We start from the raw sequence: 18987 nt of genomic DNA, 5'->3' as shown, positions 1-18987 counted from the left end.
TGCCGGTTTTCGTTGCGCCTGTGGCATTAGAGCCACGGCTTTGTCTGGTCAGTGCCGCCCGGCGCGCGATCAGGCCCTTAAAGCGAGGATCGCGTCGAGTGCCGGGGCCAGCGCGTTGGCCGAACCGCAAAACAGCCCCGGCGCGAACTCAAGGTGCGTCGCGCCGGCCGCGACATAGTCGTCCGCGCTGGCAATCGTCGCGGACAGGTCGAAGCCGTCCGGGCCCATCTTCGGTTCGGGCATCACCCGGATGGCGAAACCGGCCGGATCGCGCCCGCATGCGATCAGCGCGGCGTGGATCCGGGCGCGGCCTTCGGCGATCCGTTCCAGCGCCACGCCGCGCGGCACATCGCACGTCGCATCGCCCGATGGCAGGCCGAACCAGGGCGCCCAGCCCGCGCCATGCGCGGCGATCCGCGCCACATTGGCCGGGCCGGGGGCGATGCCGAACCAGATCGGCACTCCGCCCGGCTGGCGCGGGAAGGGCCGGCTGTACAGGCCGTCGAACGCCACATGCGCCCCGTCAAAGCGCGCCGGCGCCTGCGTCCACAGCGCGCGCATTGCCTGCACCTGTTCGTCCAGCAGTCGGGTCCGCCCGGCAAAGTCGACGCCGCAGCCGTCATATTCGGCCTTCTGCCAGCCGGTGCCCAGGCCGATCTCCAGCCGCCCGCGCGACAGATGATCAAGCGTCGCGAGCTGCTTGGCCAGCAGCACCGCCGGCCGCAGCGGCGCGATCAGGATGCTGGTCGAAAGCCGCGCGCGGGCCGTCACCGCCGCCACGGCGGACAGCAGCGCCACCGGTTCATACCAGTCGGCATCCACCGTCGATGGATAGCGGCCATAGGGATAGCCGATGATTTCGCGTCCCATCGCGACATGTTCGGACACGGTAAGCTGGTCCGCGCCGGTGGCATCGGCCATCCGCGCGAAATCCAGCACGCCGCCGACATCGCCGGCGACATGCTCGATCCCGGTCAGGCTGATGCTGATCTTCGGACGGGTCATTCCGCAGGCTGGGGCGCGAAATGGGTCATGTCGAAATAATCGAGCCAGCGATGGATCAGGCCGTCCTTGATCCGGAAACTGCCCATCACCGGCAGGGCGACCGTGCCTGCGGTCATTTCGAAACGGTCGATCCGTTCGGTCAGCACCGTCCCGTCGGCCGCTTCGGCAATGGCCAGGATCTCGAACTCGGCGGATTTGGCGTCACCCATGAAACCGCGAATGAATTCGGCGATTGCCGCCCGGCCGATCACCGGCGCCATCGGCACATTATGATAGAAGCAATCCTCGCTCATCAACGCGGCGATCGCGTCGGGATCGCGTGATTTCCAGGCTTCGCAAAAGGCGGCGACAATGGCGATGTTGGTCATGGCAGTCTCCTGATGGCAGTCGATGGGCCGGTTCACACCTGCGATGCCGGCACGGTGAAGGTGATCCCGGCCAGCGCCGGTTCCAGCACCACCTGGCAGGTCAGCCGGCTGGTCGGGCGGGTGTCGATGCAGCCGTCGATCATGTCGCGTTCCTGGGGGGCGGGTTCGGGCAATGTCGCGCCGGCGGGCGGGGCGGCGTAGCAATGGCAGGTGGCGCAGGCCATCGCGCCGCCGCATTCGCCGATCACGCCGGGGATCAGCGCGCGGGTGGCGCACCGCATCGCGCTTTCGCCCACCTCGCCTTCGACGACATGTTCGCGACCCTCCGGATCGATGAAGCGGACCAGCATCTCAGGCCTCCCCATAAGGCTGGACGATCATGTGGCGCACGCCGCGCAGCACCGCGCCGACATGTTCCACCGTCTGCCCCGGTTTCAGCCGGATGTTGGGAAAGCGTTCGAACACCACGCGCAGCGCCGTTTCCAGTTCGCGCCGCGCCACGTGCATTCCCAGGCAGAAATGGCTGCTCCGGCCGAAGGTCAGGATTTCGCGATTGTCGCGGCCGGGATCGAACCGGCGGGGATCGGGGAAGACTTTGGGATCGCTGTTCGCGGCGGTGATGCCGAACAATGTCCAGTCGCCCTTGGCGATCCGCACCCCGCCGAAATCCACATCGGCGCTGGCCATGCGCGGCAGGAATGCGGTCGGCGGCTGCCAGCGCAGGCCTTCGGTGACGATCGCCTCGCGATCCTTGTCGCTGCCGCGCGCCAATGCGCACAGTTCGGGCTTGCCCAGCAGTTCGGCGAACAGGCTGCTGCCATTCTTGTAGGTCGTGTCCGATCCGGCCGGGAACAGCAGCCCAAGAAAGGCAAGGATGCGTTCGTCGCTGAGCTGCTGGCCCTCATATTCCGCCTGCGCCAGCCGCGACACGAAATCGTCGCCGGGGTTGGCGCGGCGGTCGTCGATGATCGCCTGCATATAGGCGTCGAACTCGGCCTTGGCCTTGACCGCGCCTTCCGGATCCCACGGAAAATCGATCATCTTGATCGCCCATTCCATGAATCGGGCCTCGTCCGCCACCGGAATGCCCAGCAAGCGGGTGATGACGAGGAAGGGATAGGGCCGGGCAAAGGCGGAAACGAACTCCACTTCGCGCTGGCCTTCGATCCGGTCGCACAGTTCATGCGCCACAGGCTCGATCAGCGCCTCGACATAAGCGCGCACCTTCACCGGCATGAACAGCGGGTTGACGAGCGCGCGGCTCACCCGATGCTCTTCGCCGGCCATGGTTTGCAGCGTCTTGCCCATCGAAGGCTCGGCGATCAGCTTGTAGCCCTGCGTCGCGTCGAAATGCACATAGTCCTCGAACGCGGATTTCAGCAGGTCATGGTCCATGATCAGCCAGACGGGCGATCCATGGTAGCGCACCGGCACGACCGGCCCGTGGGTGCGCAGTTCATCGATCAGCGCGTGCAGGTTGGGCACGTCGTCATGGGCGAAATCTATGTCCGGCATCAGCGGGGTCACGGCATTCATGATATGGCCTGCCTCGATCATTGGAGTTACGCTGCCCGGCATAAAAAGGTGCTGGTGGCGGCGCTGTCCCCATATGCGGACAATCGTCGCTGGCGGATGCGCTGGGTGGAGGGGCGATGTTCGATGCGATGATCGGGGCGATCTACGATGCGCCGCTGGCGGATCGCCCATGGGCCGATCTGGCCGGCCGGCTGCGCCACCAGCTGGGCGGAACCGGCACGATGTTTCGCTTTGCCCCGCGCGGCCGGCCGGATGGCGATAACCGCTTCGTATTCGATGCCGGCTGGGATGCGCGCGAAAGCTGGTCGCTCTACGACAGCATCTATCGCCATCTCGATCCCACCAGCCGCCGGCCGATGGCGGTGGGCACCGTCTATGATTTCGCAAGCCTGATGCCCGATTTCGCCGATCCGGGCGATGAAAACGCCCGTTATGCGCGCTTCTGCCGGTCGATCGGCGCCAATCATGCGCTGTTCGCCTATCTCGGCGCCTATCGCGGGATCGAAGCGTGGCTGTCGATCAGCCGGGATGATGAGGCCGGCGCGTTCGGCCAAGGGGATGTGGCCATGCTGGCGGCGTTGCTGCCCCATCTCAGCCGGGCGGTGGATATCCACGCCCGGCTCGAAGCAGAGCGCACCGCCGGGGATATTCACGCATCCGCGCTGGCCGATCTGGGCGTCGGCATGATCCTGCTCGATGGGGCAGGGGCGATCACGGGCACGAACCGGCTGGCGGAAACCCTGCTCGATCGCGGCACGGCGGTGGCGCGCGATGGCGATCGGCTGAAGGTGCGCGGGGCGGGCGGATCGGCGCTGCGCGGCTCGCTTCGGCAGGGCAATGCCGGGTCGGTGATCGTCGCCGGGGATGGCCTGGGCGATCGGCTCCATCTGCTCGTCCGGGCGTGGGACGGCGATGCGGGCACCGGGGCAGGGGCGGCCTATGTCGTCTATCTCGATAGTCCCGCCGATCGGGCGGTTCCGCGGATCGATGCGCTGCGGCGCCATTTGGGCCTGTCGCACGCCGAAGCGCGGCTGGCGGCCCTGCTTGCGGGGGGCACCCCGCTGGACGAGGCCGCCATCGTCATGGGCCTCACCCGCGCCAGCGCGCGCACCTATTGCAAGCGGGTGCTGGCGCGCACCGGGGCGACCCGTCAGGCCGATCTGATCCGCATGGTCCTCACCAGCCTGGCGCGGCTCGATCGGCCGCATTGACAGGATGGCCGCCGGTCGCGGTTGCGCGGCGGCGATATTCGGTCGGGACTTCTCCGGTCAGGCGCGCAAACGCCTTGGCGAACGCGCTCAGCGACTGGAACCCCACATCGGCCGCCACATCGGTCACGCGTTGCCCCTGCGCCAGCAGCGCCATCGCCGCCAAAATTCGGGCCTGCCCCAGCCAGGCCTGCCAGCTCATCCCCGTCTCGCTGGAAAACGCCCGGCGAAAGCTGCGTTCGGACATGTGCGCGGCCGCCAGTGCGTCGGCCTGCGTCATGGTGGCGGGATCGGCGATCGCCCGGTCCATCGCGCGGGTGATCGCCGGGCTGGTGGCGCGCGGCAGGCTCAGTGGCAATTCGCTCTCCAGCCATTCGCCGCACAGCAGCGCCAGCGTCGCGAAGAAGCTTTGCGCCAGTGGATCGGCCGCGCTTGTCCCCTGTGGCCAGCGCAGCGCGTGCAGGATCATCTCGCGCATGATCGGCGTCGCGATCAGGATGCGCAGCCGCGCGCCCGGTTGCGGCACGGCTTCGGGCGCGAAATAAAGCGATGCGCCATCGACGTCGGATATCAGCGTGCGATGGCGCAACCCGGCGGGGATCCACGCCGCGCGCCCCGGTGGCAGGAACAGCCGGGCGGCGTGCGTTTCGATCTGGGTTGTCCCGCTGATCGCATAAAGCAACTGGTGGTACGGGTGGGCGTGCCAGCCATAATGCACCGCCCGCATCGGATCGCGAAAGTCAAAGCCGGTGCCGGCAGGCGTCGTCAGCCCATAGCTTTCCAGCACTTGTTCGGTTTCGGCGGGGTTCAGCGTCTTCATGGCCGTTTGGCATCCATAATTGGCCGATCGTCGTTAGCCGGCCATCGGATCGGGCTATACTTCAACAGGCCCTGCCAACCAAGGACCATCAAATGCGTGACAATCAGACGCACAACCAGCGCATCGTCGATCAGTTTACCCGCTGGGCGCGGCCCTTCGCCGATCTGCCGATCCATTCCGAAGAAGCCGGCATGGCCCGCACGCTCGCCGCCGCTGCGATCGGCCCGGACAGCCATGTGCTCGACGTGGCCTGCGGCCCCGGCATCGTCGCCTGCGCTGCCGCCGAACAGGCCGGCCACGTCACCGGGATCGATATCACCCCGGCGATGATCGCCGAAGCCCGCCGCCGGCAGGCCGCGCTCGGCCTTGCGAATATCGACTGGCATGTCGGCGATGCCGCGGCGCTGCCCTTCGCCGATGCCGCCTTCGATGTCGTCGTCACCCGCTACAGCTTCCACCATCTCCAGCAGCCGGCGGCGGCCTTGGCCGAAATGCGCCGTGTCTGCCGTCCCGGCGGCCGGATCGTGGTGATCGATGCCACGCCTTCGCCCGAAACGCAGATCGCCTATGATCGGATGGAATTGTTGCGCGATCCGTCGCACACCAGCGCGTTGACGCTCGATCAGTTGCGCGCGCTCGGCCGCGATGCCGGGCTGGAGGAAGTGCTGATCGATGGCTACCGCCTCGAAGCCCTGCTCGCCACTTTGGCGGACGAACAGGACATGGCCGCGCTTACCGCGATGTTCGAAGGCGATATCGCCAGCGGGGAAGATCGCATCGGCGTGGCCGCATGGGCGGCGGCGGATGGCATCCGCTTCCGTTTCCCGCTGTCGATCGTCGCGTGGGAAAGCCCCGCCTGAAGATTATTCGGCCGCTTCGGCCGTCATCGCCGCCGGCTGGCAGACATCGACCCATGTGGCGTCGGTCAGGTCCGCCAGCCGATCGGGCGTCAGCCGCACCGAACTGGTCGTCGATCCGGCGGCGGGGTAGACCTCGGCAAAATCCTTCAGCGAATGATCGCAATAGACTGGGATCGACGTGGCGAGGCCGAACGGGCATACCCCGCCCACGCGGTGTCCGGTCCGTTCGAACACTTCGTCCGCATCCAGCATGCGGGGCCGTCCGCCGAACGTGGCCTTGGTCTTGCGGTTGTCGAGCCGCGCGTCGCCCCGCGCGACGATCAGCACCACCTGGTCATTGATCCGCACCGACAATGTCTTGGCGATCTGCCCCGGCGCCACCCCCAGCGTGCGCGCGGCATCCGCCACGGTGGCGGTGCTTTCCCCCTGGTCGATGATCGTGATGTCGGGTGCGCGGGCGGCGAGAAAGGCCCGCACCGATTCGAGGCTCATGCTGTTCCTCTGGCATAGCGGCGTCAGGCGTCCGTCATGCGGATCGCCAATCGCGCTGGCAAGCCCCGGGGCAGTTCAGCGCGTGCGATGGCGATGGCGATGTCAGGCGGGTGCCGCCTGGCCCCCGCGCACCAGCCGGCCCGGCAGCGCCCCCGTCGCTACGCCATCGCGCTGCACCGTCACCCCGTTCAGAATCGTCGCGCGATAGCCTTCGGCCGCTTGCGTCAGCCGCTTGCCGCCCTTGGGCAGATCATAAGCGATGCGTGGGCTTTTCAGCGCCAGCCGGTCGAAATCCACTATGTTGATGTCGGCGCGATAACCCGGTTTCACCAATCCGCGATCCAGCAGCCCGACGGCGGTGGCGGGATCGGCGGACAGGCCACGCACAACCTCTTCCAGCGGCAGCCTTGCGCCCGCTGTCCGGTCGCGCACCCAATGCTGCAACATATAGGTCGGCAGGCTCGCGTCGCACAGGAAGCCCAGATGCGCGCCGCCATCGCCCAGCCCGTACACCGTGTTGGGGTGGCGCAGCATCACTTCGGCGGCGGCCAGCGATTCGCCGGCAAAGTTGGTCGTCGGCAGCATCAGCACCGCGCGGCCACCTTCTTCCAGCATCAGATCATAGGCATGTTCGGCCGGTGTCACCCCCAATAAGCCGGCCCGCGCGGCGACGCTGCTGCCGGGGGCGAATTCATAGTTTACCGGCGCACCTAGCGGGTACATCAACTGGAACTGGCGGATGAAATCGGCGCCGATGAAATCGCCGGCGTCGGGCGTTTCGCTGGTGATCGCCGCGCGGATCGCGGGATCGCGCAATGCCGCCAGCCGCTGGTCGATGGAAAGGTGCAGCAGCGATTTCCAGGTCGGTGTGTAGCTGAACGGGTGGTAGCTCAGTTCGAACCCCAGCAGCATCCCCACCGGCCGGCCGCTCACCTGCGCGCGCACCTCCAGCCCGTCGGCGTTGCAGCCTTCGATCCAGTCGAGCACCGTGCGCCAGCGATCGGGGGTCGCGTGAATCTGGCCGAGCGAGACGGACAGCGGCCGGCCCGCGCGTGTCACCACGCGGCGCAGCATCCCCAGTTCGCGTTCCGGATCGTCGAAATCGGAAACCACCTGCAGCACGCCGCGTCCCGCCGCCCCCAGCGCCATGCCGATCGCCGCCAGTTCTTCCTCGGCGGCGTCCAGCGTGTAGACGAGCGTTCCGTCGCTCGCCCGGTGGTTGATCGTGCGTGACGTGCCAAAGCCGATCGCGCCGGCCTCCATCGCTTCTTTCGCCAGCCGGGCCATCAGCGCGCGGTCCGCTTCGGTCGCCTGTTCGCGGTCGATCGCGCGGCGGCCCATCGCATAGACGCGCAGCGCTGCATGGGGCAGTTGGGCGGCCACATCGGTATCGAAGCTGCGGCCGCCGACGAAATCCAGATAATCGGGGAAGCTTTCCCACGCCCATGGCAGCCCGGCGGACAGCACCACTTCGGGCAAATCTTCCACGCCTTCCATCAGCCGGATCAGGTCTGCCCGGTCGGCCGGGCGGCACGGGGCGAAACCGATCCCGCAATTGCCCATCACCGCCGTCGTCACGCCATGCGCGGACGATGGGTTCAGCCGGTTTTCCCACGTCACCTGCCCATCATAATGGGTGTGGATATCGACGAAGCCGGGGGTGACGATCAGGCCGCGCGCGTCCATCTCCTCGCGGCCGCGCGGCAGGTTTGGCCCGGTGGCGACGATCCGGCCGTTCTGGATCGCCACATCGGCCTCGCGCATCGCATCGCCGCTGCCGTCGACCAGCGTGCCGCCGCGGATGACGAGGTCGATGTCCATGCCGTTCACTCCCTGCCGGTGCCGGCCGCCGTGCCCAATGCTGTGCCAAGTGCGGCGGCGGCGTCATTCAGCGCCTGATCCGCTTCGGCGACAACCCCGAACATGCTGACGAAGCCGTGAAACACGCCGGGATAGACGGTGTAATCCACCGGCACCCCCGCGCCACGCAGGGCCTGCGCATAATGATCGCCTTCATCGCGCAGCGGATCGCATTCCGGGGTCATGATCGTGGCCGGCGGCAGGCCCGACAAATCGGGGGTCCGCAGCGGCGATGCCCATGGGTGCGCGCGATCGGCCGGATCGGCGATGTAGGCCGAAATGCACAGTTCGGAAAAATCCTTGTCGAGGAAATAGCCCTGCCCGAATTCGCGCGCCGATGCGGTTTCGCCCACCATGTCCGCACCCGGATAGAAAAGCAGCTGGTGGCGGATCGCCGGCCCGCCTTCGTCGCGCGCGCGGATCGCGGTGACGGTGGCCAGCGTCCCACCCGCGCTGTCGCCGCCCACCGCGATGCGGCTCGTGTCGAGGCCATGGTCCGCCCCATGCGCCGCCACCCAGCGCAGCGCTGTCAGGGCATCGTCCACGGCCGCCGGGAAAACATGTTCGGGCGCCAGGCGATAATCGACCGAAACGATCGCGCATCCGGCCAGCCGCGCAAGCCGGTGGCACAGCCGGTCGTGGCTATCGATCCCGCAGGCGATGTAGCCGCCGCCATGGTAGAAAACGAGCACCGGTTCGGCAGCGCCCGCCTCCGCCCGGCGATAGATGCGGGCGGGCACGCCACCGGCGTCCACATCGTGCGTCACGATGCGGTCGGCGGGGTCGGCTGGCTGCACCATCTGGGCGCTATAGGCGCGGAATTCGACCGGGCCGATCGCGCTCATATCGGGCGCGCTGGCGTTGAGGTGCGACAGGATCGCAGCGGACGTGGCGTTCAATGGCATGGAAAACCTTCTGTTTCTGCCGTCATGCTGAACTTGTTTGGGCTGGCGCCCGCCTTCGGCTTCAGCATCCACCGTGCCACAAGCGATGTCCCGCCAAGCGGCTGGATGGACCCTGAAACACGTTCACGGTGACGATAAGGGAATGCGGAACGGGCGCCCTTACGCCGCCCGCGCCCGCGCTTCCTTTTCACGGAAATAAGGGATGATCGTCTCGCCCACATGGCGGATCGTTTCCATGATCGCGTCGTGCGGCACGGTGCCCATCTGCATCAACATCAGGCATTCGTCGGCGCCCGCCGCTTCCAGCCGCTCGATATAGGCGATCGCTTCGGCCGGGGTGCCGTAGGCATGGTCCATATTGTACATGTCGGTCGCCGCCGACGTGACGGGGATCTTCGCCTCGTTGAGATAGGCGACCATCGCGGCTTCGGCCTGTTTCACTTCCGCCACATGCTGCTCGGTCGACACATCCTCCACGTCGATTTCGGGCTTGCCGCCGCCGCCATACCAATGGTGGATCGCCTGCGCGAAGAAACGCTGGCCGCGCAGGCCGATCCGCCGCGCCTTGTCGCCATCGTCATTCACGATGATCGGGCAGCCCACCGCCAGATATTCGTTGGCGAAATAACCCACCTGTTTTGCCGGATCGCGCGCCGCGAACGCCTCGCGGTAGATGCGGTTCAGGTCGGCGGTTTCCTCGGGCGTGTTGAACCCCAGCACCATCCCGCCCAGGCCCCGTGATCCCGCCGTGCGCAGCGATTCTTCGCGCGTGCAGGCCATGAACATCGGCGGATGCGGCTGCTGATACGGCTTCGGGTGGATCGGCCGGCGCGGGATCTTGATATAGTCGCCATCATGCTCGATTTCGTCTTCGACCATGATTTTCGGGATCAGATACATGCTTTCGTCGATCATCGGCTGCAATTCGGCCAGATCATAGCCGAAGGTGCCGGCTTCCTGCTGGGTGCCGCCCTTGCCGACGCCGAAATTCACCCGCCCGCGCGACAGGATATCCAGCGTCGCGACCCGTTCGGCCACCTTGACCGGGTGGTTCATCGCCGGCGGCAGGCAGATCACGCCATGGCCGATGCGGATGCGCTTGGTCTGCCCCGCGACGAACGCCAGAAAGGTTTCGGGGGCCGACATATGGGCATATTGCGTCAGCGCGTGATGTTCGACCGCCCAGATCCCATCCAGCCCCATTTCCTCGGCATATAGCGCCTGATCGACCGCTTCGTAAAAGGTGCGCTGTTCGGATTCGCGCGACGTATCGACCATCTGGGCTTCGAAGCAGATCGAGAATTTCATGGCACTCTCCTGGGGCATGGCTCTGCGGCCTTGCTGTATTTATATCATGCTATAACTTTGTGCCAAGCCCAAGTCGGCGCTATGCGCGAAAAGGTGATCGCGCGGGGGCATGATTTATGGAACAAAAACGTGGGCATAGCGGAGTAGAACGACGGCGGCGGGCGATCCTGCAGGCCGCCCGTGCCATGCTCAACCGCGAACCCCTGTCGATGCGCCGGCTGGCCATCGCCGCCGGTGTCAGCCCGGCCACGCCCTATAATCTGTTCGGCACAAAACGCCGGCTGTTCGTGGCGCTTTACGAAGAACAGCGGATCGGCCTGATCACCCGGCTGGAGGCCAGCGACCAGCCCGATGCCTTTGCCCGGATGTTCCACGCCATCCACCTGTTCGGCCGCGAACTGGCCGAAGAACCGGCTTTCTTTCGCGCGCTGTTCGCCACCATCTATGCCAGCGATCCCGATGATGATGCCCCGCGGGGCGAGGATCCGGGCATGGTTTTCTGGCGCGGCCTTGTCGGCCGGTTGAAGGATGAGGGGCTGATGCGCGCGGCGGTGGATGCCGATGCGTTCACCGCCAATTTCGTCTATCTGATCAGCGGCGCGACCCTGGATTGGGTGGAAGCGCGAATCGATGTGGATCGTTGGGAAATGGCGGTCGGCTACGGCCTTGCGCTGGCCGGGATGTCGGTCGCCAGTCCCCATGTCCGCCCGGCGATCGCCGCCCGGCTCGATCGGTTCGAAGCGCGGATCGCTGCGGCCGCCAATTCCGGCCCGGCGCTCGGCCAGCCCGGCTGATCGGGGCTATCAGGCCAGCCAGCCCCGGCGGCGCGCGATGGTTGCGATGCCGGCCAGCAGGATGGCGCCCCCACTCACCATCAGCGGCACGGCCAGGCCAAAGGATGCCAGCGCGCCGCTGAAAAAGACGATCCACCCTTCCAGCGTCAGCAATCCGGCCAGCGATATGATCAGCACCGGCTGCGCCCAGTTTTTGCGGGCCAGCAGACCGAAACTGCCGATCAGGCCGTTGACGGTGCCGATGGCGAATGCACCGCTGATCCAGCCGGGGATCGATGCCGCCGCCGCGCGATCGGCTTCGTTCAGCCCTGCCGCCGGATCGCCGAAGGTGCCAACCGAACTCAGATACATGGCCAGGCCAAAACCGTTCCACAGGATGGCGAGCAGCGCGGCCGCCCTGAACCAGCCGGGCAGCGCTGCGGACGGTGCGATAGCCATGGCCTTGCCTCCATCACGGTAATGCGGCGATGCTGCGCCTCCACGCCCGGCATGGCAATGCGGGGTTATCGCGGAAGATGGGTTTCCGGCGCCCCATGTTCGAACCCCAGTCGATCGGGCAGCGCGACGGCCATGGCGCCATCAGAAAGGGCGATGCCAGCGCCGGCTGCAAAGCGCCCCACGGGCGTCACGTCCAGGCCAAGCCGCGCGCCAGCCGCGCGGATCGCATCGTCGGCCGCCGCAGGCGCTGCCAGGATCAGTTCATAATCATCCCCTGCGGTTGCCGCCGCGATCCGCGTTGCCCGGCCTTCGCCCGCGATGGACCGTAACGCCGGCGACAGCGGCACCGCCGCCAGATCGACCGTCACCGCCAGCCCGCTCGCCGCCGCCATCCGGCCGGCATCGATCAGCAAGCCATCGGATACATCCGCCATCGCATGCGCCAGCGGCGCCACCGCCTGCCCGAATGCAAGGCGCGGCATCGGCCGGCGATAGCGGGTCAGCAATGCGGCCGGTCCATCCCGATCGCCGCGCGCAATCGCAAGGCCGATCCCGGCGTCGCCGATATGCCCGGTCACCCATAGCCGGTCGCCGGCCTCGGCCCCGGCCCGCGAAGGCGCGCCCGTCGCCTGCGCCTGCCCGATCGCCGTCAGCCCCAGCGTGCGCGGCGCGCCCATTGGCATCGCCACCGTATCCCCGCCCAGCAACGGCACATCGAACGCCGCCAGCGCCTCGGCCAGCCCGGCCACGAACCGCGCGTCCCAATCCGTCCCGCCGCCAAAGCCATACCCCATCAGCACGCCCAGCGGAGCCGCCCCCTTGGCCGCCAGATCGGACAGGTTCACCGCCACCAGCTTCCACGCCACATCGCCGGGCGGATCACCGGCCAGAAAATGCACGCCTTCCACCAGCATATCATGCGTCAGCACGATCGCCCCCGCCACCGGCAACACCGCCGCATCATCCACCAACCCCCGCGCGGCCGGATGCGTGGCAAGGCTGCGTAACGCAGCAATGAAATCGGATTCGCGGGTCATGGGGTGGTTCTATCGTGGCGTGGTGGGGTGGGCCATGGGCTATGGCTGAGACTGGCCGGTAGCGGACTGGCGAGTTTCGAAAATGTATTACACGAAAGCTTCCGGAAAAATGAAGGCAACCACTATGTGTCCCGACGCGGGGCAGGACATCCGCAATCAACGGGAAGCTCTAAAACAGCCAAATCAGCGCGTCTTGCGTGTCATCGCAATTTAGTGGCATGCAGCTTCGGCATTTCGGGGGAACGGATAAGTGGCTTTCAAAAGCGAAGTAAGAGACAGCACCATCAACGCATTGCTCGATAAGGCCGCCCAACGAAGCTACCAGCAATATCTGGCCAAAATGACCCTTAAAAAGGTTCGGGGTTTTTCGGATGAGCCGATTTCTTTCGACTTTCCCGTTACTGCCATCATTGGCCCTAATGGCGGTGGAAAAACGACTGTCCTTGGCGCAGCAGGAATTATCCACAGAGCGATTCCGCCTCGAGCGTTTTTCTCGAAGAGCGGTAAGTACGATAGCGGGATGCAGGATTGGTCGATTGAGTACGAAATCGTCGATCGAGAAATTTCCCCTCGTAACTCGCTTCAGAGAACTGCCAGCTTCAAAAGCCTAAAGTGGAACAGAGATGCGCTGAGTCGTCAGGCTCTTCTTTTCGGAGTATCGAGAACGGTTCCCGCGAGCGAGCGGAAAGAATTGCTGGGATGCACGTCTCGCAAGTTTTCTGTTCCTGACGCACGCGTTGCGCCATTTTCCCCTGAGATAAATTCATCAGTTTCGAGGATACTTGGAAAAGATGTGTCCGGATTCAAGGAGATGCAGATTAATGCGAACGGAAACGTTACCTTGTTGACCGGACAAACGTCTACGGGTGTTGGTTATTCTGAATTTCACTTTGGCGCCGGTGAATCAAGTATTATTAGGATGGTTGCAGCGATCGAGGCCGCTAGCGACAATGCGTTGGTTCTAATTGAAGAAATAGAGAACGGCCTTCATCCAGTCGCAACAATCAGATTAGTGGAATATCTGATCTGGGCCGCCGAGCGAAAGAAGATTCAGGTGATCTTCACGACGCACTCAAACGAGGCACTGCGCCCCCTCCCGAGCAAGGCCGTATGGTCAGCCACTAAAGACAAGTTGTTTCAAGGAAAACTCGATGTTGCCTCTCTCAGGGCGATCACGGGTCAGATTGAAACTGCGTCGGTCATCTTTGTTGAGGACGATTTTGCAAAGATTTGGATGGAAGCGATCCTGCGGCAGAGCAATCGGACTATCATCGACCACTTCCAAGTTCACGCTATGTCAGGTGATGGCACAGCGGTCGCGATGAACAAGTATCATAATGATAACCCGTCCATCACTGTCCCGTCCGTGTGCGTTATCGATGGTGACTCCCGGCAAGATGCTAGTGACGAAAAACGGGTGTATAGACTACCAGGCGAAGCTCCTGAAGCATACGTTTTTGATAATTGCTTGGATATATGGTCGGTTATCGGCGGAAAGCTATCAGTGGCTTTGCTGCAGCGCTTTGAAGAAAGCGAGAAAGTTCTGGAGGTGTGCAAAGACGTGAGGCGCACCAACAAGGATACACACCTGCTGTTTTCGCAAGTCGGGGAAACTCTAGGTTTGGTTCCTGAGCGTACTGTTGCTGCGGCGTTCACAACGCTTTGGGCTCAAGTAAACACAGAGGTTGTTCAAGGAATCATCACAAAAGTAGCACAGGGAGCTGAAGCCCTCACCCCTGCGTCACCCGTTTGAACGGATGACAGCTTTTGGGATCGGGCAACACATTGGCGAACGGCAAAAAGTGGCGCATTGCAGTCGTAAGGTCGCAACATAACTGATCTACCCGCCCGCCATGTCAGTTTTGTGCTGGCATGGCGTGCGGGTTTGGGCGTCGTTGGTCCGCAGACTTGGTTTATCCCGCCCGCACAGCCTTCGCTACCGCGTCGAGCAGGCCGTTCACAAAGCCCTTTTCGCGCTTGTCGTAGAAGGCGTCGGCGACGTCGACATATTCGCTGATCACGGTTGCGGTCGGCACGTCGATGCGGGCGATCAGTTCGTAGGTGCCGGCGCGCAGGATCTGGCGCATCGGCTTGTCCAGCCGCTCGATCGTCCAGCCGCTGGCGAGCTTGGCGGTGATCGCGCCGTCGATTTCCTCGCGCCGGGCGTCGACGCCGCGGACGAGATCGTCGAAGAAATCACTTTCGGCGTGGGTGTAGGTCACGTCCTCGATCGTCCGGCCCAGCCGGTGCTGGTGAAACTCGTTCAGCAACTGCGGGATGGGCGTGTTTTCCATCTCGCGCTGGTACAGCGCCTGGACGGCGGCAAGGCGCGCGGCGGATCGCGCGCGGGAACGTTCGTTGGGCTTGGTCATAATCTTGCAGCTACCGATAATGCGTGGGCGGGCAAGCCTTCTGCGTTCGCCAAGGCGACGGCGGCCGGCCCGATGCGGGCGATGGAGGCGGCGTCGCAGGCCAGAAAGCTCGTGCGCTTGACGAAATCCAGCACCGACAGGCCGGATGAAAAACGCGCGCGCCGGCCGGTCGGCAGCACATGGTTCGGCCCGCCGACATAATCGCCGACGGCCTCGGGGGTGTAACGGCCCAGGAACACCGATCCGGCGTGGCGGACGGCTTCGAACAGCGGTTCGGGGTCGGCCACCGCCAGTTCCAGATGCTCGGGCGCCAGCCGGTCGATCAGGGGCGGGGTGTCGGCCAGGTTTCCAACAAGGATGATCGCGCCATTGGCATTCCAACTGGTCGCCGCCGTCGCACCTGTCGAAAGCGTCTCAAGCTGACGCTCTACTTGTGCCGCCACCGCATCGGCGAAGGCCGCGTCATCGGTGAACAGGATCGACTGGCTGGTCGGATCATGCTCGGCCTGGCTCAGCAGGTCGGCGGCGATCCACGCGGGATCATTGGCGCCATCGGCCACCACCACGATTTCCGATGGCCCGGCCACCATGTCGATCCCGACGACGCCGTACAACTGGCGCTTCGCCTCGGCCACCCAGGCGTTGCCGGGGCCGACGATCACATCCACCGGCGCGATCCTGTCGGTGCCATAGGCCAGCGCGGCAATCGCCTGCGCCCCGCCGACCCGCCACACTTCATCGACACCTGCGATTTCGGCGGCGGCCAGCACCAGCGGGTTTGTTTCGCCTTTCGGTGTCGGCGTCACCATCGCCAGCCGGCCGACACCCGCCACCTTGGCCGGGATCGCGTTCATCAGCACCGATGACGGGTAGGCCGCCCGCCCGCCGGGCACATACAGGCCCGCTGCATCCACCGCCCGCCACCGCGCGCCCATCCGTACACCTGCTGCATCCACCGTTTCGCTATCGGCGGGGCGCTGGCCGGCGTGATAGGCGCGGATGCGTTCCGCCGCGAGTTCGAGTGCGGTGCGCAGATCGGCCGGCAGCCCATCGAGCGCGGCCTGTCGTTCTTCGCGCGATACCTGCCAGCCGGTCTGGTCAAGGTCATGGCCGTCGAACCGCGCCGTCAGGTCGGCCAGTGCCGCATCGCCCCGCGTACGCACATCGGCACGGATCGCAGATACGGCGCGCGAGACATCCTCGTCGGCTTCGCGGCGCGCGTTCACCAGATCGGCGAAGGCGGTGGCAAAACCCGGGTCTCGACTGTCGAGCCTAATCGGCATTTTGCGCCCCTTCGGCCACCAGCGCGCGGAAGGCTTCGACCAGCGGAGCGATTTCGCCGGCACGCGTCTTGAAGGCGGCGCGGTTGACGATCAGGCGGGCGGACACCTCGCAGATCGTCTCGACCTCGACGAGGCCATTTTCCTTGAGCGTGCGGCCCGATGACACCAGGTCGACGATCCGGCTGGCGAGGCCGAGCACGGGGGCGATCTCCATCGCGCCGTTCAGCTTGACGCATTCGGCCTGCACCCCGCGTGCGGCGAAGTGACGGCGGGTGAGGCCGGGATATTTGGTCGCAACCCGCACATGGCTCCACTCGCGCGGATCGTCCTGCGCGGCCAGCGCGACCGGTTCCGCCACCGAAAGGCGGCAGCGGCCGATGCCGAGATCGACGGGCGCATAGATTTCCGAATAATCGAATTCGTCGAGCACGTCCGATCCGACGATGCCGATCTGCGCCGCGCCATGCGCGACGAAGGTGGCGACGTCGAAGGCGCGCACGCGGATCAGCCCGACATTCGGGTCGTTGGTGGCAAAGCGCAGCGCGCGGCTATTCTCGTCCGAGAAGGCCGCTTCGGGCACGACGCCGACGCGCGCCAGCATGGGCAGCGTCTCGACGAGGATGCGCCCCTTCGGAATTGCGATGATGATCGGATTGGCCATGGCGCGGGCGGCTTAGTCGCTCGCGCCGTTCTCCGCAAGGAAAGCGCGGCCGGTCACGCGGCTTCGGACGGCGCGCGCGCCTTGATCGCCAGCGCGTGAACCCGTTCGCGAAGCAATTCGGCGAGTGCTGTGTTCACCGCACGTTGCCGGGCGACGCGGTTCTGCCCTTCAAATGCGGCGGCGACGATTTCGACGGTGAAGTGCGATTCGCCGCGCGAATCATGGCCGGCATGGCCGCGATGCTTTTCGCTGTCGTCGATCACGGCGAGGCGCTGGGGGGACAAAGCGGCCGTCAGGCGGCGGTGAATTTCAGTGGCAACAGGGCCGGTGGGAATGTCGGTCATTCGCCCTATATAGCCGGTTCGACAGGAAGCAGCAGAGACGAAAATTGGCGGACGCGGACAGCAATGGTAGGCGACGGCACGACCGGTTTCACGGCCGTATCGGCACGGGTGATCGGCTGTGCAGCCACGCCGCCTGCGTGGAACCGGGCGAATTTCGCGCGCCCGGCGTCAGCATGTCGGGGTTTGACGGGCCGGGCGACTGGCGCTGGTTTTGCCTTGATCACATCCGCGCGTTCAATGCCGGATATAATTTCTTCGAAGGAATGACGGCCGACGAGATCGAGGCCGAACAGCGCCCTTACGCCGGCTGGGCGCGCGAAACGCGGGCCTTTGCGAGTGCAGCCGACACGGCCGGGCCGCGCTGGGCCGACTTCATCGATCCGCTGGACGCGATCAACGCGCGCTTCGCCGAAGCCAGGCAGGTGCGCCCCGATGGCCGGCCACTGAACGATGCCGATCGCAAGGCGCTGAAGGTGCTGGGGCTGAAGGCGGACGCCGATCGCGCGATCATCCGCAAACGCTACACCGAACTGGTGCGCCGCTATCATCCTGATCGCAATGGCGGCGACCGAACCCACGAGAAGGCTTTGCAGGACGTGATCAGCGCCTATACGCATCTCAAGTCCGCACCGGCCTTTGCCTGATTCAACCCGAGAGTAGAGCCATGTCCGATCTGTCCAACACCCAGCCCGATAGCCGCGCCGCGCCGGTGCTCGATGCACCCGACCGGATGGTGAAGGTGCGCGACGCGTTCGGCATCGACAGCGACATGGAAGTGCCCGCTTTTTCCGAAGCGGACGAACGCGTCCCCGATCTCGACCCCGCTTATGTGTTCGATCCGGATACCACCCTGGCGATCGCGGCGGGCTTTGCGTTCAACCGCCGCGTGATGGTGCAGGGCTATCACGGCACCGGCAAATCGAGCCATATCGAGCAGGTGGCGGCCCGGCTGAAATGGCCGTGCATCCGCATCAACCTCGACGCGCATATCAGCCGGATCGACCTGATCGGTCGAGACGCGATCGTGCTGCGTGACGGCCAGCAGATCACGGAGTTCCGCGAAGGGCTGCTGCCATGGGCGTTGCAGACGCCGACCGCTTTGGTGTTCGACGAATATGACGCCGGACGCCCGGACGTGATGTTCGTGATCCAGCGCGTGCTGGAAACCGAAGGCAAGCTGACCCTGCTCGATCAGAATCGCGTGATCCGGCCGAACCCGTATTTCCGCTTGTTCGCTACCGCCAACACGGTGGGTCTGGGCGATACGACCGGCCTGTATCACGGCACCCAGCAGATCAATCAGGGCCAGATGGACCGCTGGAACATCGTGGTGACGCTGAACTACCTGCCGGCGGCAACCGAGGCGCAGATCGTGCTCGCCAAATCGGGCGAATATGACAAGCCGGATGGCAAGAAGATCGTCGAGAATATGGTGAAGGTGGCGGACATGACCCGTCAGGGCTTCATCGCCGGCGACATTTCCACCGTGATGAGCCCGCGCACGGTGATTTCGTGGGCGCAGAATGCATTGATCTTCAACGATGTCGGCTTCGCGTTCCGCCTGTCGTTCCTGAACAAGTGTGACGAGGCGGAACGCCCGCTGGTGGCGGAATATTATCAGCGCGTGTTCGGCAAGGATCTGCCCGAAAGCGTGGTGGGCAAGGCGTGAGCGGCACCCATCCCGTGAGGCGGGTGG

General features: G+C 65.2%; 21 protein-coding genes. 6 read left to right on the top strand and 15 right to left on the bottom strand.

From position 1 onward, the window contains the following. Nucleotides 1-69: 69 nt before the first annotated feature. The 4 genes from KC8_RS09315 to KC8_RS09300 are packed head-to-tail and all read right to left on the bottom strand — an operon-like array spanning nt 70 to nt 2909. Nucleotides 70-1005, bottom strand: coding sequence for a TIGR03619 family F420-dependent LLM class oxidoreductase (locus KC8_RS09315; RefSeq protein ID WP_010125517.1), 936 nt, complete (start codon nt 1003-1005; stop codon nt 70-72). Continuing rightward, on the bottom strand, nt 1002-1373 hold the full coding sequence (locus KC8_RS09310) for a limonene-1,2-epoxide hydrolase family protein (protein ID WP_010125518.1): 372 nt from the start codon (nt 1371-1373) through the stop codon (nt 1002-1004). Before KC8_RS09310 ends, KC8_RS09315 begins: the two co-directional genes overlap by 4 nt. 32 nt (nt 1374-1405) lie before the next feature. Next, the gene (locus tag KC8_RS09305) at nt 1406-1723 is read right to left on the bottom strand and encodes a 2Fe-2S iron-sulfur cluster-binding protein (protein ID WP_037496102.1); all 318 of its coding nucleotides are present in this window, start codon (nt 1721-1723) and stop codon (nt 1406-1408) included. A 1-nt stretch (nt 1724) separates the two neighbouring features. Then, nucleotides 1725-2909: a cytochrome P450 gene (locus tag KC8_RS09300; protein ID WP_010125520.1), complete on the bottom strand. Its 1185-nt coding sequence runs from the start codon at nt 2907-2909 to the stop codon at nt 1725-1727. A 116-nt stretch (nt 2910-3025) separates the two neighbouring features. Between KC8_RS09300 and KC8_RS09295 the strand changes: the two genes are divergently transcribed. After that, nucleotides 3026-4120 carry a helix-turn-helix transcriptional regulator gene (locus tag KC8_RS09295; protein ID WP_010125521.1) on the top strand — a complete coding sequence of 365 codons (1095 nt, stop codon included), beginning with the start codon at nt 3026-3028 and terminating at the stop codon, nt 4118-4120. On the opposite strand, the gene KC8_RS09290 is transcribed toward KC8_RS09295, so the two are convergent. Continuing rightward, nucleotides 4086-4937 (bottom strand): AraC family transcriptional regulator, encoded by an 852-nt coding sequence (locus tag KC8_RS09290; RefSeq protein WP_010125522.1) that lies wholly within the window; start codon nt 4935-4937, stop codon nt 4086-4088. The two genes, KC8_RS09295 and KC8_RS09290, sit on opposite strands and share 35 nt — an antisense overlap. 92 nt (nt 4938-5029) lie before the next feature. Here KC8_RS09290 and KC8_RS09285 point away from each other — a divergent pair, with 92 nt between their 5' ends. Then, entirely contained in the window at nt 5030-5797 is a 768-nt protein-coding gene (locus tag KC8_RS09285; protein WP_010125523.1) for a class I SAM-dependent methyltransferase, read from the top strand. Nucleotides 5798-5800: 3 nt separating this feature from the next. Here the strand turns inward: KC8_RS09285 and KC8_RS09280 are convergent, their stop codons facing one another. The 4 genes from KC8_RS09280 to KC8_RS09265 form a co-directional block, all read right to left on the bottom strand. Further along, nucleotides 5801-6289, bottom strand: a complete 489-nt coding sequence (locus KC8_RS09280) for a YbaK/EbsC family protein (protein ID WP_010125524.1) — start codon at nt 6287-6289, stop codon at nt 5801-5803. 102 nt (nt 6290-6391) lie between these two features. Then, nucleotides 6392-8110, bottom strand: coding sequence for an N-acyl-D-amino-acid deacylase family protein (locus tag KC8_RS09275; RefSeq protein WP_010125525.1), 1719 nt, complete (start codon nt 8108-8110; stop codon nt 6392-6394). A 5-nt stretch (nt 8111-8115) separates the two neighbouring features. After that, nucleotides 8116-9054 (bottom strand): alpha/beta hydrolase, encoded by a 939-nt coding sequence (locus KC8_RS09270; RefSeq protein ID WP_010125526.1) that lies wholly within the window; start codon nt 9052-9054, stop codon nt 8116-8118. Nucleotides 9055-9213: 159 nt separating this feature from the next. Continuing rightward, nucleotides 9214-10362: an LLM class flavin-dependent oxidoreductase gene (locus KC8_RS09265; protein WP_010125527.1), complete on the bottom strand. Its 1149-nt coding sequence runs from the start codon at nt 10360-10362 to the stop codon at nt 9214-9216. A 116-nt stretch (nt 10363-10478) separates the two neighbouring features. Between KC8_RS09265 and KC8_RS09260 the strand changes: the two genes are divergently transcribed. Further along, on the top strand, nt 10479-11156 hold the full coding sequence (locus tag KC8_RS09260) for a TetR/AcrR family transcriptional regulator (RefSeq protein WP_138956677.1): 678 nt from the start codon (nt 10479-10481) through the stop codon (nt 11154-11156). A 9-nt stretch (nt 11157-11165) separates the two neighbouring features. Here the strand turns inward: KC8_RS09260 and KC8_RS09255 are convergent, their stop codons facing one another. After that, nucleotides 11166-11594: a hypothetical protein gene (locus tag KC8_RS09255; RefSeq protein ID WP_010125529.1), complete on the bottom strand. Its 429-nt coding sequence runs from the start codon at nt 11592-11594 to the stop codon at nt 11166-11168. A gap of 65 nt (nt 11595-11659) precedes the next feature. After that, complete coding sequence (gene thiL / locus KC8_RS09250; RefSeq protein ID WP_010125530.1) at nt 11660-12631, bottom strand: thiamine-phosphate kinase; 972 nt, start codon at nt 12629-12631, stop codon at nt 11660-11662. A gap of 250 nt (nt 12632-12881) precedes the next feature. Between thiL and KC8_RS09245 the strand changes: the two genes are divergently transcribed. Continuing rightward, on the top strand, nt 12882-14384 hold the full coding sequence (locus KC8_RS09245) for an ATP-dependent nuclease (protein ID WP_037496106.1): 1503 nt from the start codon (nt 12882-12884) through the stop codon (nt 14382-14384). 160 nt (nt 14385-14544) lie between these two features. Here the strand turns inward: KC8_RS09245 and nusB are convergent, their stop codons facing one another. Genes nusB through KC8_RS09225 form a run of 4 tightly spaced genes read right to left on the bottom strand, consistent with a single transcriptional unit; the run spans nt 14545 to nt 17291 of the window. After that, the gene (gene nusB, locus KC8_RS09240; RefSeq protein WP_010125532.1) at nt 14545-15003 is read right to left on the bottom strand and encodes a transcription antitermination factor NusB; all 459 of its coding nucleotides are present in this window, start codon (nt 15001-15003) and stop codon (nt 14545-14547) included. Next, the gene (hisD, locus tag KC8_RS09235; protein ID WP_010125533.1) at nt 15000-16286 is read right to left on the bottom strand and encodes a histidinol dehydrogenase; all 1287 of its coding nucleotides are present in this window, start codon (nt 16284-16286) and stop codon (nt 15000-15002) included. The genes nusB and hisD overlap by 4 nt, the downstream gene beginning before the upstream one ends. Further along, a complete protein-coding gene (gene hisG, locus KC8_RS09230) occupies nt 16276-16947 on the bottom strand; it encodes an ATP phosphoribosyltransferase (protein WP_010125534.1) in 672 nt (223 codons plus the stop codon). The genes hisD and hisG overlap by 11 nt, the downstream gene beginning before the upstream one ends. A 53-nt stretch (nt 16948-17000) precedes the next feature. After that, on the bottom strand, nt 17001-17291 hold the full coding sequence (locus KC8_RS09225) for a BolA family protein (RefSeq protein ID WP_010125535.1): 291 nt from the start codon (nt 17289-17291) through the stop codon (nt 17001-17003). Nucleotides 17292-17428: 137 nt separating this feature from the next. Here KC8_RS09225 and KC8_RS09220 point away from each other — a divergent pair, with 137 nt between their 5' ends. Together KC8_RS09220 and cobS are read left to right on the top strand one after the other, a co-directional pair. Beyond that, a complete protein-coding gene (locus tag KC8_RS09220; protein WP_010125536.1) occupies nt 17429-17935 on the top strand; it encodes a J domain-containing protein in 507 nt (168 codons plus the stop codon). Nucleotides 17936-17955: 20 nt separating this feature from the next. Beyond that, complete coding sequence (cobS, locus tag KC8_RS09215) at nt 17956-18960, top strand: cobaltochelatase subunit CobS (RefSeq protein WP_010125538.1); 1005 nt, start codon at nt 17956-17958, stop codon at nt 18958-18960. Nucleotides 18961-18987 lie beyond the last annotated feature (27 nt).

The organism is Sphingomonas sp. KC8, assembly GCF_002151445.1.
GTDB lineage: Bacteria > Pseudomonadota > Alphaproteobacteria > Sphingomonadales > Sphingomonadaceae > Sphingomonas_E.
Note: the sequence above shows the minus strand (reverse complement) of the source record. Positions and strands in the feature narration are given on the sequence as shown.